General features: G+C 72.4%; 10 protein-coding genes. 8 read left to right on the top strand and 2 right to left on the bottom strand.

What is annotated here, in order from left to right; all coding sequences use genetic code 11:
* Positions 1 to 122 precede the first annotated feature (122 nt).
* A complete protein-coding gene (locus ACFPQ9_RS05690; RefSeq protein WP_380847461.1) occupies positions 123 to 2,600 on the bottom strand; it encodes a SpoIIE family protein phosphatase in 2,478 nt (825 codons plus the stop codon).
* 236 nt (positions 2,601 to 2,836) lie between these two features.
* Between ACFPQ9_RS05690 and ACFPQ9_RS05695 the strand changes: the two genes are divergently transcribed.
* The 4 genes from ACFPQ9_RS05695 to ACFPQ9_RS05710 all read left to right on the top strand — a co-directional run bounded on the left by ACFPQ9_RS05695 (position 2,837) and on the right by ACFPQ9_RS05710 (position 9,753).
* Entirely contained in the window at positions 2,837 to 4,903 is a 2,067-nt protein-coding gene (locus ACFPQ9_RS05695) for a SpoIIE family protein phosphatase (RefSeq protein WP_380847464.1), read from the top strand.
* Between the two features lie 55 nt (positions 4,904 to 4,958).
* Positions 4,959 to 5,717 carry an IclR family transcriptional regulator gene (locus ACFPQ9_RS05700; RefSeq protein WP_380847467.1) on the top strand — a complete coding sequence of 253 codons (759 nt, stop codon included), beginning with the start codon at positions 4,959 to 4,961 and terminating at the stop codon, positions 5,715 to 5,717.
* Between the two features lie 103 nt (positions 5,718 to 5,820).
* Positions 5,821 to 6,957, top strand: coding sequence for a PP2C family protein-serine/threonine phosphatase (locus tag ACFPQ9_RS05705; RefSeq protein ID WP_380847470.1), 1,137 nt, complete (start codon positions 5,821 to 5,823; stop codon positions 6,955 to 6,957).
* A 102-nt stretch (positions 6,958 to 7,059) separates the two neighbouring features.
* Entirely contained in the window at positions 7,060 to 9,753 is a 2,694-nt protein-coding gene (locus ACFPQ9_RS05710) for a SpoIIE family protein phosphatase (RefSeq protein ID WP_380847473.1), read from the top strand.
* A gap of 44 nt (positions 9,754 to 9,797) precedes the next feature.
* Here the strand turns inward: ACFPQ9_RS05710 and ACFPQ9_RS05715 are convergent, their stop codons facing one another.
* Positions 9,798 to 10,715 carry a MurR/RpiR family transcriptional regulator gene (locus ACFPQ9_RS05715; RefSeq protein ID WP_380847476.1) on the bottom strand — a complete coding sequence of 306 codons (918 nt, stop codon included), beginning with the start codon at positions 10,713 to 10,715 and terminating at the stop codon, positions 9,798 to 9,800.
* 113 nt (positions 10,716 to 10,828) lie between these two features.
* Here ACFPQ9_RS05715 and ACFPQ9_RS05720 point away from each other — a divergent pair, with 113 nt between their 5' ends.
* The 4 genes from ACFPQ9_RS05720 (at position 10,829) to ACFPQ9_RS05735 (ending at position 15,465) form a co-directional block, all read left to right on the top strand.
* Positions 10,829 to 11,965: a C45 family autoproteolytic acyltransferase/hydolase gene (locus ACFPQ9_RS05720; RefSeq protein WP_380847479.1), complete on the top strand. Its 1,137-nt coding sequence runs from the start codon at positions 10,829 to 10,831 to the stop codon at positions 11,963 to 11,965.
* 69 nt (positions 11,966 to 12,034) lie between these two features.
* The gene (locus tag ACFPQ9_RS05725) at positions 12,035 to 13,666 is read left to right on the top strand and encodes an ABC transporter substrate-binding protein (RefSeq protein WP_380847482.1); all 1,632 of its coding nucleotides are present in this window, start codon (positions 12,035 to 12,037) and stop codon (positions 13,664 to 13,666) included.
* Between the two features lie 6 nt (positions 13,667 to 13,672).
* The gene (locus ACFPQ9_RS05730) at positions 13,673 to 14,626 is read left to right on the top strand and encodes an ABC transporter permease (RefSeq protein ID WP_380847485.1); all 954 of its coding nucleotides are present in this window, start codon (positions 13,673 to 13,675) and stop codon (positions 14,624 to 14,626) included.
* Complete coding sequence (locus tag ACFPQ9_RS05735) at positions 14,623 to 15,465, top strand: ABC transporter permease (RefSeq protein ID WP_380847488.1); 843 nt, start codon at positions 14,623 to 14,625, stop codon at positions 15,463 to 15,465. Before ACFPQ9_RS05730 ends, ACFPQ9_RS05735 begins: the two co-directional genes overlap by 4 nt.
* The last annotated feature ends 6 nt before the right edge of the window (positions 15,466 to 15,471 follow it).

Raw genomic sequence — 15,471 nt, forward strand, 5'->3', positions numbered from 1 at the left:
TGATCCTGTCTGGTGCCGCCTGGAGTGCCGGGCCCGGTCGATCCGGGCCCGGCACTCCGCTGTCCGGGGTCGGCCCGCGCCTCGGCGGAGGCGGGGGCGGGGGCTGTCCGCGGGTGGTGGGGTCAGGGCGTTCGCGGGAGTTCCTGTTCGGCCCAGATGATCTTGCCGTCGGCCGTGTAGCGGGCGCCCCAGCGATGGGCGAGCTGGGCCACCAGGAACAGGCCGCGGCCGCCCTCGTCCATGCTCCGGGCGTGGCGCAGTCGCGGCGCGGTGCTGCTGCCGTCGGCGACCTCGCAGGTCAGCCGGGAGTCGCGGAGCAGCCGTAGCCGGATGGGCGGTTCGGCGTAGCGGATGGCGTTGGTGACCAGCTCGCTGACGATCAGCTCGGTCGTCATGGCCAGTTCGTCCAGCCCCCACGCCGCCACCTGGCGGGTCGCGCGGGCGCGGACGTCGGCGACGGCCGCCGGGTCCACGGGCACCTCGAAGGAGACGACGTGCTCGGTGTCCAGGGTGTGGGTGCGCGTCAGGAGCAGGGCGATGTCGTCGGGCTGCGGCGCGGGCACGACCTCGCGCACCGCGGACGTGCACAGCGTGGCCAGGTCGAGCCCCTGACGGGACAGCAGCTCGCCCAGCCGGGTCATGCCGCGCTCCATGTCGCGGTCGGCCGCCTCGACGAGACCGTCGGTGTACAGGCCGAACAGGCTGCCCTCGGCGAGTTCGATCTCGGTGGCCTCGAACCCCATCCCGCCCAGCCCGAGCGGCGGCCCGGGCGGCGGCTCGGGGAAGGACACCTGCCCGTCGGGGGTGACGACGACCGGTGGCGGATGCCCGGCGCGGGCCATCGTGCAGCGTCTGGTGACGGGGTCGTAGACGGCGTACAGACAGGTCGCGCCGAGGAAGCCGGCCGTGCCCCGGTGGCCCTCCTCGGCGTCGTCCTCGGACCGCTCCTCGCTGAGCCGGAGCACCAGGTCGTCGAGGTGGGCCAGCAGTTCGTCGGGCGGCATCTCCATGTCGGCGAGGGTCTGTACGGCGGTGCGCAGCCGGCCCATGGTCGCCGCGGCGGTGATGCCGTGCCCGACGACGTCGCCGACGACGAGGCCCACCCGGGCGCCGGACAGCGGGATCACATCGAACCAGTCGCCGCCCACGCCGCCCGTCGGGTCCGCCGGCAGATAGGAGGACGCGACCTCCAGTGCCGTACCGCCCGAAAGGGCCTGCGGCAGCAGACTGCGCTGGAGGGTGACCGCCGCCGTGTGCTCGCGGGTGTAGCGGCGGGCGTTGTCGACGCACAGCGCCGCCCGCGCCACCAGCTCCTGGGCGACGAGGACGTCGTCGGGCTGGAACGAGACAGGGTTGAGCGACCGGACGAAGGTGGCGAGGCCGAGCGCGGTGTTGCGGGCCCGCATCGGCACGGAGATCAGGGAGTGCAGACCGAACTCGCGCATGCTGGCCGCCCGTGCGGGCTGTTCGGTGACCCACAGCTCGTCGGACGGGTCGAGGACGGGGATGAGGATCGGATCGCCGTCGATGAGCAGATGCGCGTCGTGCGGCGGCGGCACGAAGTCCACCCGCTCCCCGACGCGCGCCACGGCCTCCGGGCAGCCCTCGCGCACCGAGCTCATGCCGGCCCGTCGCATCACGGGCTTCGCGGGCGCCGGGCCCGCGTCGGTCAGCCACGCTCCGTGCCCTTCGTTGCTGAGCACGGGTTCCAGCAGGTCCACGACGACGAAGTCCGCGAACCGGGGCACGGCGAAGTCGGCCAGTTCCTGGGCCGTCCACAGCACGTCCAGGGTGGTGCCGATGCGCGTCCCGGACTCGTTGACCAGCGACAGCAGCTGGCGGGCGTTCCACCGCTCGGTGACGTCCGAGACCATGTAGCAGACGCCGGTGATCGTGTTGTCGGGGCCGGTGAGGGGGAAGAACGACGTGGAGTAGGCGTGCTGGCGGCGCGGGTCGGCCCAGCTCCAGCCGACGTACTCGTAGTCCGTGACCGGCACGCCGGTCTCCAGGACCTTGCGCATCAGGCCCTCGATGGTGTCCGCCTGGAGCCCGGGCAGCAGCTCGCTCAGCCGGCGGCCGAGCCGCTGTGCACGGGGCACTCCGCCGAACCGCTCCAGGGTGTCGTTGAGCCAGATGTAGCGCAGCTGGGTGTCCATCACGGCCATGCCGACCGGGGCGCGGGTCAGGAAGCCGTCGAGGACGGACTCGCCGACCGCCCACTCCTGGTGCTGCTCGCGCGCCGAGACCAGGAAGCACTCGTCGGCGCCGATGCGGAACGACGCGGAGACCCGCAGGTCGACGTCGACACGGCTGTCGTCGGAGCGCCGCAGGGGAATCCGGCCGCTCCATCCCATGCCGGCCCGGCAGCGGTCGGCGACACCGGCGACCCGCAGCGGGTCGCCGGGAATCGCCAGCAGCCGCGCGGCGGAGCTGCCGACGATCTGTGGCGCGGGCAGCCCGAGGAGTTCCTCTGCGGCCCGGGTCCAGCCGAGCACCACACCGTGCCCGGACACCACCGCCGCCGCGTCGGTGGACGCGTCGAAGAGGGCGCGCGGTCCTGCCGACGCGGACGCGTCGGGCTTTTCTCGCGGAGCGTCCATGGGTCCTCACGCAGCGTCCCTGGGGGTCCCGTCCTCTACAGGACCATGTTCCTGCTAGTCCGCCCGATGTGCACGGGCCCACGGCACCCCGGTGCCGTGCCGTGACCGACGCGGGGCGCCAGAAGTGGGCAAGGCGTCGGCACGGAGGGAGCATGGAGGTGCCGGTCGTCGCAACCGTGGTACCCGGGGGTGGCCACGGTCGGCGGTTTCGGCCGGCCGGCGGCGGAGGAGCTGGGATGAAAGCCGAGACCTTCGAATCCGACAGTGGCGGGTACGGCCCCGGGCCGCCCCGGCCGACCGGTCTGCTCGACGTGCTGAGCGTGGCCGCGGTGGTCGTGGACGCGGACGGGCGCGTGGTGTTCTGGACCCCGCAGGCGGAAGAGCTCTTCGGGTACACCGCCGACGAGGCGCTGGGCACCCCCGCGGCCCGTCTGTTCATCCACCCCGAGCAGCTGCCGGCCGTGGTGCAGCTGTTCACGGAGGTCCTGGAGACCGGCCGCAGCTGGGCGGGCACCTTCCCGGTGCGGCACAAGGACGGCAGCACCCGGCTGACGGAGTTCCGCAACATGCGGCTGCTGGACGATCTCGGGGACGTGTACGCCCTGGGCATCGCGGCCGACCACTCACTGCTCCAGCGTGTGGAGACGGACCTGGCGCTGTGCGAGCGGCTGATCAACCAGTCCCCGATCGGTATCGCCCTGGTCGACCCCGAGCTGCGTTTCCTCCTGGTCAACCCGGCCCTGGAGCGGATCGACGGCACCCCCGCCGAGGACCATGTGGGCCGTCGGCTGATGGAGACCCTGCCGCTGCCCGACATCGACACGATCGTGTCCTGTCTGCGCCAGGTGCTCACCACCGGCACCCCGCTGCTCGACCAGTACCACGTGGGCCGCCCGCCGGCCGACCCCGAGCACGAGCACGCCTGGTCGCTGTCCTTCTACCGGCTGGAGGATCCGGGCGGGCGGATCCTGGGCGCGGCGATCTCGTTCGTCGACGTCACCGAGCGGCACCGGGCCGCCGCCGAGGCCGACCGGGCCCGCAGGCGCCTCGCCCTGATCGCCGACGCCTCCACCCGGGTCGGCACCACGCTGGAGGTGGAGCGGACCGCGGACGAGCTGGCGGAGATCGCCACGCCCGAGCTGGCCGATGTGGTCGCCGTGGACGTACTGGACTCCGCGCTCGCGTGCCGGCGCATGCGGCGGCCGGACAACGGCCCGGAGCTGTTCCGCGCGCTCGCGCTGAAGTCGTCGTACCCGAGTGTGGCGCTGCGCGCGGCCGACCCGCCCGGTGATCTCGCCGCCTATGACGGGGACCGGCTGGTCACCCTGTGTGTGCACACCGGCCGGCCGGTCCTGGTGCGGCACGTCGGCGAGGACGATCTGACGCGTATCGCCCGGGATCCGGAGGCGAGAAGTCTGCTGGCACGGGCGGGCGTGCACTCCTATGTGGCGGTGCCGTTGATCGCGCACGGCGAGGTGCTGGGCGCCCTCGATCTGAAGCGGACCCGCAATCCGGTGCCGTTCGACGAGGACGACGTCGTCCTCGCGACCGAGCTGGCCAGCCGGGCCGCGGTCGCCATCGACAACGCCCGCTGGTTCCAGAGCGTGCGCAACACCGCCCTCACCCTCCAGCGCAGCCTGCTGCCGGACCATCCGCCGCACCACACCGGCCTGGAGATCGCCTACCGCTACCAGCCCGCCCAGGCCACCAGCGAGGTCGGCGGCGACTGGTACGACGTCATCCCCCTGGAGGACGACAAGACCACGCTGGTCGTCGGTGACGTCATGGGCAACGGCATCGACGCCGCCGCCACCATGGGCCGGCTGCGCACCGCGACCTGCGCCTACGCCGACCTCGACCTGGATCCGGGCGCCGTGCTCCGGCACCTGGACAAGATCACCTGCGATCTGGAGCACTACATCGTCACCTGCCTGTACGCGGTGTTCGACCCGCGCACCCGGCGCTGCCACATCGCCAACGCCGGCCACATGCCGCCCGCGCTGGCCCGCCCCGGCCGGCCGCCGGAGCTGCTCGAACTGCCCACCGGGGCCCCGCTCGGCGTCGGCGGCATCCCGTTCCGGACGACAACCGTCGAGCTCGGCGCGGGCGATCTGCTCGTTCTGTACACCGACGGCCTGGTCGAGACGCGGGCCCACTCCATCGACGACCGGCTGAACGTCCTGCTCGGTTTCCTCGACGAACCCCGCAGACCCCTGGAGGAGATCTGCGACCTGCTGCTGTACGGCCTGCGCCATCCCGACGACCACGACGACGTGGCGCTGCTCGTCGCCCGGGTGCTGTAGCCGCCAACCGGCGACCCGCCTTGCCCCCGCCGGGCGCCCGGCGCACGCTGTTCCTATGGGTGTCAGCGACGGCCCCACGCTCATCGGTTCGGTGCAGCGCGCCTTCCGTCTGCTGGAAGCGATGAGCGCGCACGAGAACGGCGCGCCCGCGAAGCAGTTGGCGCGGGAGACGGGTCTGCCCCTGGCCACGGCGTACCACCTGCTGCGGACGCTGGTCCACGACGGCTATGTGCGCAAGCTCGACGACGGCGGGTTCATCCTGGGCGAGCGGCTCCAGACGCTGCACACCACGGGACGGGCGCAGGCGCTGCTGAGCCGGATCCGGCCCACGCTGGCCGCGCTGCGGGACGAGCTGTCGACCGCCGCCTACCTCACCTTCTACGAGGAGGGCGAGATCCGGGTGGCCGAGATCGTCGACGGCCCGCGCGCGCCCCGTGTCGATCTCTGGGTGGGGTTCGAGGACGCGGGGCATGCCACGGCGCTCGGCAAGTCCGTGCTGCGGGAGCTGGACGAGGAGGCGCGCAAGGAGTACCTGTCCCGGCACCAGCTCGCCGATCTCACGCCCCGCACCATCACCGACACCCCTGAGCTGCTCAGACGGCTCGAGTCCGCGCCGCTGGCCCCGGCGGTCACGGACATGGAGGAGTACGCCCTCGGCACGGTCTGTGTCGCGGTTCCCGTGTACAGCGGGAACACCCTCGGCTCGCTCGGGGTCTCGCTGCGCGCCGACCGGCGCTCGCGGCTGGAGGAGGTCACGGCGCGGCTGATCCCGACCGCGAACCGGGTGACCAGGGGCCTGTCGCTCACTATCTGAAATCCCTGTGCTTGTCCCACCTGGGGTCGAACCCGTTTCCTGAATAAACCGGACATTTCATTGGGCGTATGCCCTTGCGCACAGGTGAGGACAGCGGACAGCGATGAGCAAGGCTCCTGATCACGGCCCCGACCACTGGCCGAGGCGCATGGTCGCCGCCACGCCCCTACTGCCCATTCTGATCGTCTGCGGTCTCGTGCTCGTCGATCTCGCGGGCGGCTCGGGGGTGACCTGGGTGCCGCTGCTCGCCACGGGCCCCGCGCTCGCCGCCACCACCGGCGGGCCGCGCGGTGTCGTCTGCGTGGGGCTGCTGTCCGCCGTCCTCGGTGTGGCCGTAGGCGTCCGGGGCGACGCTCCGGACAGTGATCTGGCGGTCGCGCTGGCCTCGCTGCTGGTGGTGACCCTGGCGTGCGTCGTGACCAGCACGTTGCGCATCCGGCGCGAGCGGGTGCTGGCGGCGGTGCGCTCGGTCGCCGAGGCCGCCCAGCACGCGCTGCTCCAGCCGATACCGGCGACGGTAGGGCCCTTCCAGGTCGCCGTGCGCTACAGCGCCGCCGCGGCCGAGGCCCGGATCGGCGGGGATCTGTACGCGCTGGTGTCGACGCCGTACGGGGTCCGGCTGATCGTCGGCGACGTGCGCGGCAAGGGGCTGCCGGCCGTGAGCACGGCGGCGCTGGTGGTCGGTGTGTTCCGTGAGGCCGCCCATGACGAGCCCGATCTGCTGGACGTCGTCGCCCGGATCGAGCGGAGCCTGGCGCGCAACCTGGGCAGCGACGACTTCGTGACCGCCGTGGTCGCCGGGTACCCCCGGGACGGACAGCTGGAAGTGGTCAACTGCGGGCACGCGCCGCCGCTGCTGGTGCGGGACTCCGTCGTCGTAGCGGTGGAGCCGGAGCGTCCGGCGCCGCCGCTCGGTCTGGGCAGCCTGTCGGGCGAGACGCCCACGCTGCATGTGCTGCCCTTCGCCGACGGGGACCAGCTGCTGCTGTACACCGACGGTGTCACCGAGGCCCGCAACCACGACCGCGAGTTCTACCCGCTCGCCGAGGGTCTGGCCCGGCACACCTGTGACGAGCCCGTGGACACCGTCACCGCGCTGCACGGCGAACTCCAGGACCACGTCGGCGGCCGGCTCCACGACGACGCCGCCCTGCTGCTGCTGCGCATGCCGGCCACGGCCGGGGCGCCGGCCACGGCCGAGCCGTCCGACGCCGGGCGCGTCCAGTCCTGCCCGTCGTAGATCCACCGGCGCACCGCGGATCCGCGGTGTCACTGCTCGCTCCCGGCACCTTCCCTCGGCAAGCACCGTGCTCACCTCATGGAACGGTGTTAAAAATGAGGCATGGCCGGATTCCTCGGCCGCCTGCGCTCGCTGTTGAGCGCACGTACCGTGGCCCGGCAGGTCTTCGTGCTGCAGGCGGCCATAGTCGTGCTCCTCGTCGTCGCCGCCGTGGTGGCTCTGGTGCTCCAGGTGCGCACCGACACCCGGCGGGAGGCCGGCAACCGGTCCCTCGCCGTCGCCGAGTCCTTCGCGAACGCGCCGGGCATCGAAGAGGCCCTGGCGAACCCCGATCCCAGCGCGGTGCTCCAGCCCCGCGCCGAGGCCGCGCGCGAGACCACCGACGTGGACTTCATCGTCGTGATGACCAAGGACGGGATCCGCTACACCCACCCCAACCCCGACCGGATCGGCAAGCACTTCGTCGGCACCATCGCACCGGCCGCGGCGGGCGGGGTGGTGCGGGAGACCTACACCGGCACCCTGGGCCCGTCCGTGCGGGCCGTGGTCCCCGTGACCGACGACAACGGCGAGGTCCTCGCCCTGGTGGCCGCCGGGGTGACCCTGGAGAGCGTCGGCGGGGTGGTGAACCACCAGCTGCCGACGCTGCTCGGTTCGGCGGCCGCCGCGCTCGCCCTCGCCACGGCCGGCACCGCGCTGGTCAGCCGCCGGCTGCTGCGGCAGACGCACGGGCTCGGTCCCGAAGAGATGACGCGGATGTACGAGCATCACGACGCCGTCCTGCACTCCGTGCGCGAAGGTGTGCTGATCATGGACGACCGGCGCCGGCTGGCACTGGCGAACGACGAGGCGCGCCGGCTGCTCGGGCTGACCGCGGACGCGGAGGGGCGCCCCTGTATCTCCCTCGGCATCGGCAGCGACCTGGCCCGGCTGTTCGCCTCGGGACGGGACGCCACCGACGAGGTGCATCCGGCGCAGGGCCGGCTGCTGGCGGTCAGCCAGCGTTCGACCGACCGGGACGGCGGGCCCCCGGGGAGTGTGGCGACGCTGCGGGACACCACCGAACTGCGGACCCTGACCGGCCGGGCGGACGTGGCTCAGGAACGGCTGAAGCTGCTGTACGACGCGGGGCTGGAGATCGGCACCACCCTCGACGTCACGCGCACCTCGCAGGAACTGGCCGAGTTCGCCGTGCCGCGGTTCGCGGACTTCGTCTCCGTCGATCTGGCCGATCCGGTGCTGCGCGGCGAGGAGCCGAAGGACGGCCGCACCGACATGCGCCGGGTCGCGCTCCAGGGTGTACGGGCGAACGGCCCCCTGTTTCCGGTCGGCAGGCTGATCCGCTTCGCGCCGGGCACCCCGCAGGCCTTCGGATTCGGCACGGGTGAGTCCGTGCTGGAGGCGGACCTGCCCGCGTTCTCCGGCTGGCAGGACACGGACCCCGAGCATGCCCGCGGCATCGTGGCATTCGGGATCCACGCGATGCTCACGGTCCCGCTGCGGGCCCGTGGCGTCATCATGGGCATGGCCACCTTCTGGCGTGCCGAGCGGCCCGAGCCGTTCGAGCCCGACGACGTCTCCGTGGCGGAGGAGTTGGTGGCGCGCGCCGCCCTCAGCATCGACAACGCCCGCCGCTACACCCGCGAGCACACCCTGTCGGTCACGCTCCAGCGCAGTCTGCTACCGCGGGCCCTGCCGGAGCAGAGCGCCCTCGACGTGGCCTACCGCTATCTGCCCGCGCAGGCGGCACAGGGCGGGGTCGGCGGGGACTGGTTCGACGTCATCCCGCTGCCGGGCGCGCGGGTGGCGCTGGTCGTCGGCGACGTAGTGGGCCACGGGCTGCACGCGGCGGCGACGATGGGCCGGCTGCGCACGGCGGTCGACAACTTCTCCACGCTCGATCTGCCGCCCGACGAACTCCTCGGCCATCTGGACGAGTTGGTGGCGCGTATCGACCAGGACGAGGGCGAGGGCGAGGGCGAGGATGACGGCGAGCCGACGCAGATCACCGGGGCGACCTGTCTCTACGCGGTGTACGACCCGTCCACCGGCCTGTGCTCCCTCTCCCGCGCCGGCCATCTCGAACCGGCGCTCGTGCACCCCGACGGCCGGGTCGAGTTCCTGACCGTGCCGGGCGGGGCGCCGCTGGGCCTGGGCGGCAGCCTGCCCTTCGAGGCGACCGAGGTACGGCTGCCCGAAAGCAGCGGGCTGGTGCTGTACACGGACGGGCTGGTCGAGGGCCAGGGCCCGGACATCGACGAGGGCCTGGAGCGGCTGCGCGGGGCGCTCGCCGCGTCGCCCCCGACACAGGGCCGGACGCCGGAGGCGACGTGCAAGGCGGTTCTGGAGACTCTGCTGCCCGAGCGTCCCCGCGACGATGTCGCCCTCGTCGTCGCCCGGACGCGGCTGCTTCCCCCGGACCGCACGGCGTCCTGGGACGTCCCGGAGGACCCGGCCGCCGTGGCCCGGGTGCGGGCGGCGGCGACACACACGCTGCAGGAGTGGGGGCTCGCGGAGGAGGCGTTCACGACCGAGCTGATCCTGAGCGAGCTGGTCACCAACGCCATGCGCCATGCCACCGGCCCGATCCGGGTCCGGCTGATCCGCGATCGCGCCCTGATCTGCGAGGTCTCCGACGGCAGCAGCACCGCCCCGCATCTGCGCAGCGCGGCCGCCACCGACGAGGGCGGCCGGGGCCTGTTCCTGGTGGCCCAGTTCGCCGAGCGCTGGGGCACCCGCTACACGGCGGCCGGCAAGGTGATCTGGACGGAACAGCCGCTGCCGCGAGGGCGGTGACCGCTCGCGGCAGGGGCTGTAACGGGCGATACGGCGGACGCTGCTCAGGTCGCTCTGCGGGTCCTCGGCTCCTTGTGGGCCAGCAGTTGCTCGCGCAGCGCCGTGAGCTGGTGGGAGTGCTCCACCGCACGGGTCTCGTCCAGGGTGGTCAGGGCCAGGACCAGCGCGTCGGCGAGGACCAGGCCGGTCAGGGCCTCGTTGGTGTTGCCGGTCGGTGTGTGGGGGGCGGTGAGCACGGCGTCGACAAGATCGTCGAAGACCTCCCCGAGCTCGTCCGTGACGAAGACGACCCTGGCGCCGACCGCCCTCGCCCGCTCGACGACGACGCTCAGCTCGGCGAGCTGCCGGCCCGGCTGGAAGACGACGACCGCGTCGCCCTGCCCCAGCGCGAGCAGCGGATCGGCGAGGGCGAAACCGGTCTGGCCGACGAAGCGCGCCCGGCGCCCGATCCGGCCGAGGGCCAACGCGAGGTGCCGGGCGGCGAGTTCGCACGCGGCGACGCCGTAACAGAACACCTCACGTGCCTCGGCGAGCACCTCGACGGCACGCTTCAGCTCGTCGGTGGCGGTCAGCCGCCGGCACTGCTCGATACGCTCCTGCGTCTCGTCGAAGACGTCGTTCCAGATGCCCTCCAGGTCCTGCCCCACATGCGCGATGCGCTGCTGGAGGCGCACCTCGGGCGCGAGCGCGGAGGTGAAGTCGGCGGCGAGTTCCCGCTTGAGCGCGGGCAGGCCGGCGTATCCGAGGCGCTGCAGGGCACGGACGACGGTGGCGTTGCTGGTGCCGCTGGCGGCGCCCAGCTCCTGTGCGCTGGCGAACATCATCTGCTCGGCGGGGGCGCTGGCCAGGTACTGGGCGACGGTCCGCTCCGACGCGGACAGCTCCTCCCACATGTCGCGGACCGCGGCCCGCAGCCGCGTGAGTCCCCCGGGACCCGCACTACCGGATTCTGGATTCTTCATTACAGGTATTGACTCTCACGTTTCGGCCATTACGCTCTGAGCAACTCGTTCCAAGAAGATGAATTCTCGGAACGGATGTTACAGCACTGGTGTGTCCCCCGAGGAGTCCCGCGATGAAACACAGCCTGCCGGTCGTCGAGATCTCGGGGACCCCCGTGGAACGGGGACGGCAGTACGGCGAGGCCGTGGCCGCCCGGCTGGAGACCGCGCTCGGCTACTACGCGGAGGCCTTCGGCGTCTCGTCCGGGCTGACCTGGAACCAGGTGACCGGCCGGGCCGCCCGATGGCTGAAACCCGTCCGTGAGTACGCCCCGCATCTGCTCGAAGAGATGCAGGGCATCGCGGACGGCGCCGGCCTGGATCTGCTCGACGTCCTGGCGCTGAACGCACGCGGCGAGGTCATCTACGACGACTCCTTCTCCCGGATGCGCGAGGAGGAGCCCGCCGAGGGCTGCACCTCCTTCGCCGCGTACGGGCCGGCCAGCGGCGACGGCCATGTCTGGGCCGGCCAGAACTGGGACTGGAGGGCCGGTGTCGCCGACACCGTCGTCATGCTGCGGATCGTCCAGCCGCCGGCACCCACCCTGATCATGCAGGTCGAGGCCGGCCAGATCGGCCGCCAGGGCGCCAGCTCGGCGGGGATCGCCCTCAACGCCAACGGTCTGGGCGGGCGGTTCGGCGAGGCCGTCGGACTGCCCCAGACCGTGCTGCGCCGCAGCGTCCTGGACCAGGTGTCCATCACCGACGCCCTCGACGTGCTGTGCCGGACCCGGGCGCACATCGCCAGCAACGCCCTGCTCACCTGCCGCGAGGGCTTCGCCATCGACCTGGAGACCACCCCGGCCGGCCACGGCTGGCTCTACCCCGACGACGGACTCCTGGTGCACGGCAACCACTACCAGGCGGGCATCCCCGCCGCCCTGGCCGACGGCTACCGCCCGATCGCCGCCGACTCCCTGGTGCGCGTACCCCGCGCCGAGGCGGGTCTGCGGCGGCTGCGCGAGTCCGCCGGCGCCGACCAGTCGCGCAAGCTCATCAAGGACGCGCTGTCGGACCACCTCGGCTTCCCCGAGTCGCTGTGCACCCACGCCGACCCACGCAAACCGGAGGTCAGGCACTGGACGACCCTCGTCTCCTCCTGCGTCGACCTCACCGCCGGCGACTACCACGTCACCGCCGGCACCCCATGCGACCGCGAGTACCAGCATCTGCCCTTCAACCTCTACGACGGCCCCCACGCCCCGAACTGACGGCCCGTCACCGGCTTTCCCACCACCCCCCGCTCCCGTGTTCACCCTCCCCGCTCAGGAGCCCTCGCAATGAAGCTCAGAAACATCACGGCCGCCGGTGCGCTGGCCCTGGTCACCGCGTGCAGCGGAGCCACCACCGGCGCCTCCGCGGGCGGCGGGAAGGCCGCCGCCGCCGACCTCACCCTCACGCCCACCACCGCGCCGGCCACCGGATCCGTCGCCGCCGTCAACTGGCTGCTTGAGGACGAGCCGGACTCCCTGGACCTCGACACCCAGGGCGGCAGCGCCGGCCGCACCGTACTCGGCAACGTCTGCGAGCGCCTCTACCAGCTCCAGCCCGACATGTCCGTACGTCCCTCCCTGGTCCGGCAGGCGGCCCGCCCAGACGCGACCCACCTGGTCCTCACCCTGCGGGACGACGTCACCTTCCACGACGGGTCGAAGATGACCGCGGACGACGTCCTCTTCAGCCTGAAGCGGCACGCGGCACCGGAGATGGAGCAGTCGGACGAGTTCGGCAACGTCTCCGCGATGCGCAAGAGCGGCGAGCACGAGATCACGATCACCTTCAAGCAGCCCGACGCCCTGTTCACCAAGGCGCTGGCCGGTGACGCCGGGCTCGTCTACAACCGGGAGCAGGTGGAGAAGGCGGGCAAGGACTTCGGCACCCCCGGTCAGGGCGACGCCTGTTCCGGGCCGTACGAGGTGTCCGGCTGGAAGTCCGGCGACTCGATCACGCTGACCCGCGCCGACGACTACTGGGGCGAGAAGCCGCTCACCGGCAAGGTCGTCTTCCGCTGGGCCGACGACAGCGCCATGGTCAACGCGCTCGCCACCGGAGCCGCCGACGGCACCTACGCCGACAACATCGGCACCGCCGCCGCCCTGCGCGGAAAGAAGGGCCTCGACGAGCACTTCGGCCCCAGCACCTCCACCCTCGCCCTCATCCCCACCGAGCGCGGCGGCCTCGCCGACCCCGGCATCCGCAAGGCGCTCTCCCTCGCCCTGGACCGCTCGGGCATCGCCAAGTCGGGCTACGGCGGCCTGATCGAACCGTGGGCCACCCCGGTCGGCTCCGGCGCCTGGGGCTATGCGAAGGACGCCTTCGCCGCCGCCCAGAAGCAGCTCACCGACGCCCCGGCCAAGCCCGACGCCCAGGACCTCGCCAAGGCGAAGGACCTCGTCAAGAACGCCAAGAAGGCCCCCACCGAGCCGATCGTCATCGGCACCGACAGCAGCCAGGGCCGCATGGTCATCGCCAACGCCGTGCGCGCCGCGCTGACCCAGATCGGCCTGACGGGACAGATAAAGACCGTCCCGGCCGCCCAGTACGGCGAGTTCTACGGCGACAAGGAGGCCCGCGCCGGCATCGACGTCCTGGTAGCCGACTGGTACATCTCCAAGAGCGACCCGCTCGGCTTCTACGACAACGGCCTGTCGGACAGCTCCAACAACTGGGTGGGCTTCACGAGCGCGGAGTACGACGCGAAGGTCGCCGAGGGCCTGCGCACGCTGGACGACGCCAAGCGCGCCGAACTCGCCATCGACGTGCAGCGGCGGTTCGCGGACGCCGCCGTGTGGATCCCGATCGCCCAGGTGCCGACCGCTCTCGTCCTCGACGACAAGCTGACCGGGCCGCCCGCCTCGATGGCGTACCTCTACTACCCCTGGGCCGCGCAGCTCGGCGCGAAGAAGGGCTGAGCACCGATGTTCGCCTCCATCGGACGCCGGCTCGCGGGACTTCTCGCCACCCTGCTGGCCGCGTCCTTCGTCATCTTCGCCGCCGTGTACGCGGCGCCCGGCGACCCCGCCGTGTTCCTCGCGGGCGGGCGCGACAAGCTCACCCCCGAGCGGCTGGCCGCCGTCCGGGAGCAGTACCACCTCGACGAGCCGCTGATCGTGCAGTACGGCCGCTGGCTGTGGGACTGCCTGCACCTCGACCTCGGCCGCTCCTTCCAGTACGGCGACCAGGTCTCCGATCTGCTGTCGTCCCGCTTCCCGACGACGCTCGCACTGGTCGGCTACGCCACCGTCCTGTTCGTCGTCCTGGGAGTGGGGGCCGGAGTGCTGGCCGCGGTCCGGCGCGGCAGCTGGGTGGACTCGGCCGTCGTCGGGACCACCACCCTCACCGCGTCCGTGCCGTCCTTCGTCGGCGGCATCGCACTGGTCGCCTTCTTCGGCGTGCGGCTGGGCTGGTTCCCGGTGACGGGCAGCGGTGAGGGCTTCGCCGGGACGCTGCACCACCTCACCCTGCCCGCGCTGGCCATGGCGCTCGGCGCGGTCGCCGTCATCGCCCGGGTCACCCGGCAGGCGATGGTCGAGGCGGGCGCCGCCGACCACGTGGAGGTGGCCCGCGCCGCCGGGCTGCCGGAAGGCCAGATCATCCGGCGGCACGTCCTGCGCAACGCGCTGGGTCCGGTCGTCACGATGTGCGGCCTGGTCACCGCCGGGATGCTGGCCGGCACGGTGGCCATCGAGACCGTCTTCGGGCTCAGCGGCATCGGCTCGCTGCTGGTCGGCGCGGTCAACAGCCATGACTTCCCGGTCGCCCAGGCGGTACTGCTGCTGATGGTCGCCGGCTACATCCTCGTCACCACCCTCGTGGACCTCGTGCACCCGCTGCTCGACCCACGCCTGAAGGCCATGAGGAGCTCCGCATGACCGCCGTGACCGCCCATCTCCGGCTGCCGGTCCGCCGCCGTCCCGTGCTGGTGATGGCCGGGGCCGCCTTCCTCGCCCTGGTGGTCCTGGCAGCCGCGTTCGCGCCCCTCATCGCGCCGTACGCCCCCGACGCCGTGGACCTGTCGGCCTCCCTCGTCGGCACGGGCGGCGACCATCTGCTCGGCACCGACGCCTCCGGGCAGGACCTGCTCTCGCGGGTCCTGTACGGCGCCCGCACCAGCCTGATCGCCCCGCTCGCGCTGCTGGCCATCGCCGCGCTGCTCGGCGTCACCCTGGGCACGGTCGCCGCCTGGCGCGGCGGCTGGGTGGACACGCTGGTGTCCCGGGTCACCGACGTCATGTACGCCTTCCCCGGGCTGCTGTTCGTCGTGCTGATCATCGCGGTGTTCGGGGCGGGCATCACCACGTCCGTCCTGGGCCTCGGTCTCGCCTTCGCGCCGACGATCGCCAAGTACACCCGCAGCGTGGCGCTGGCCGAGCGGGCGAAGCCCTACGTCGACGCCTATCGCGTGCAGGGCATGGGCGGTCTGCGGATCTGCGTACGGCATCTGGTGCCCAACCTCGCCCGGTCGATCGTCGGGTACCTCGTGGTGCTGTTCGGCGAGGCGCTGATGAGTCTGGCCACCCTCAGCTATCTGGGGTTCGGCTCCCAACCGCCCAGCTCCGACTGGGGGTTGATGGTGCAGGAGGGCCAGGCGGCCATCGTCCAGGGTGCCCTGCTGCCCGCGCTGGTGCCGGGCACCGCCATCGCCGCCGTAGTGGTGGCCTTCAACGTGGTCGGGGTCTGGGCCGCCGACCGGCTCGGCGCCAGGAGGTAACGCCCC

Origin of the sequence: Streptomyces coerulescens (genome assembly GCF_042657965.1) — a bacterium.
Lineage (GTDB): Bacteria > Actinomycetota > Actinomycetes > Streptomycetales > Streptomycetaceae > Streptomyces > Streptomyces coerulescens.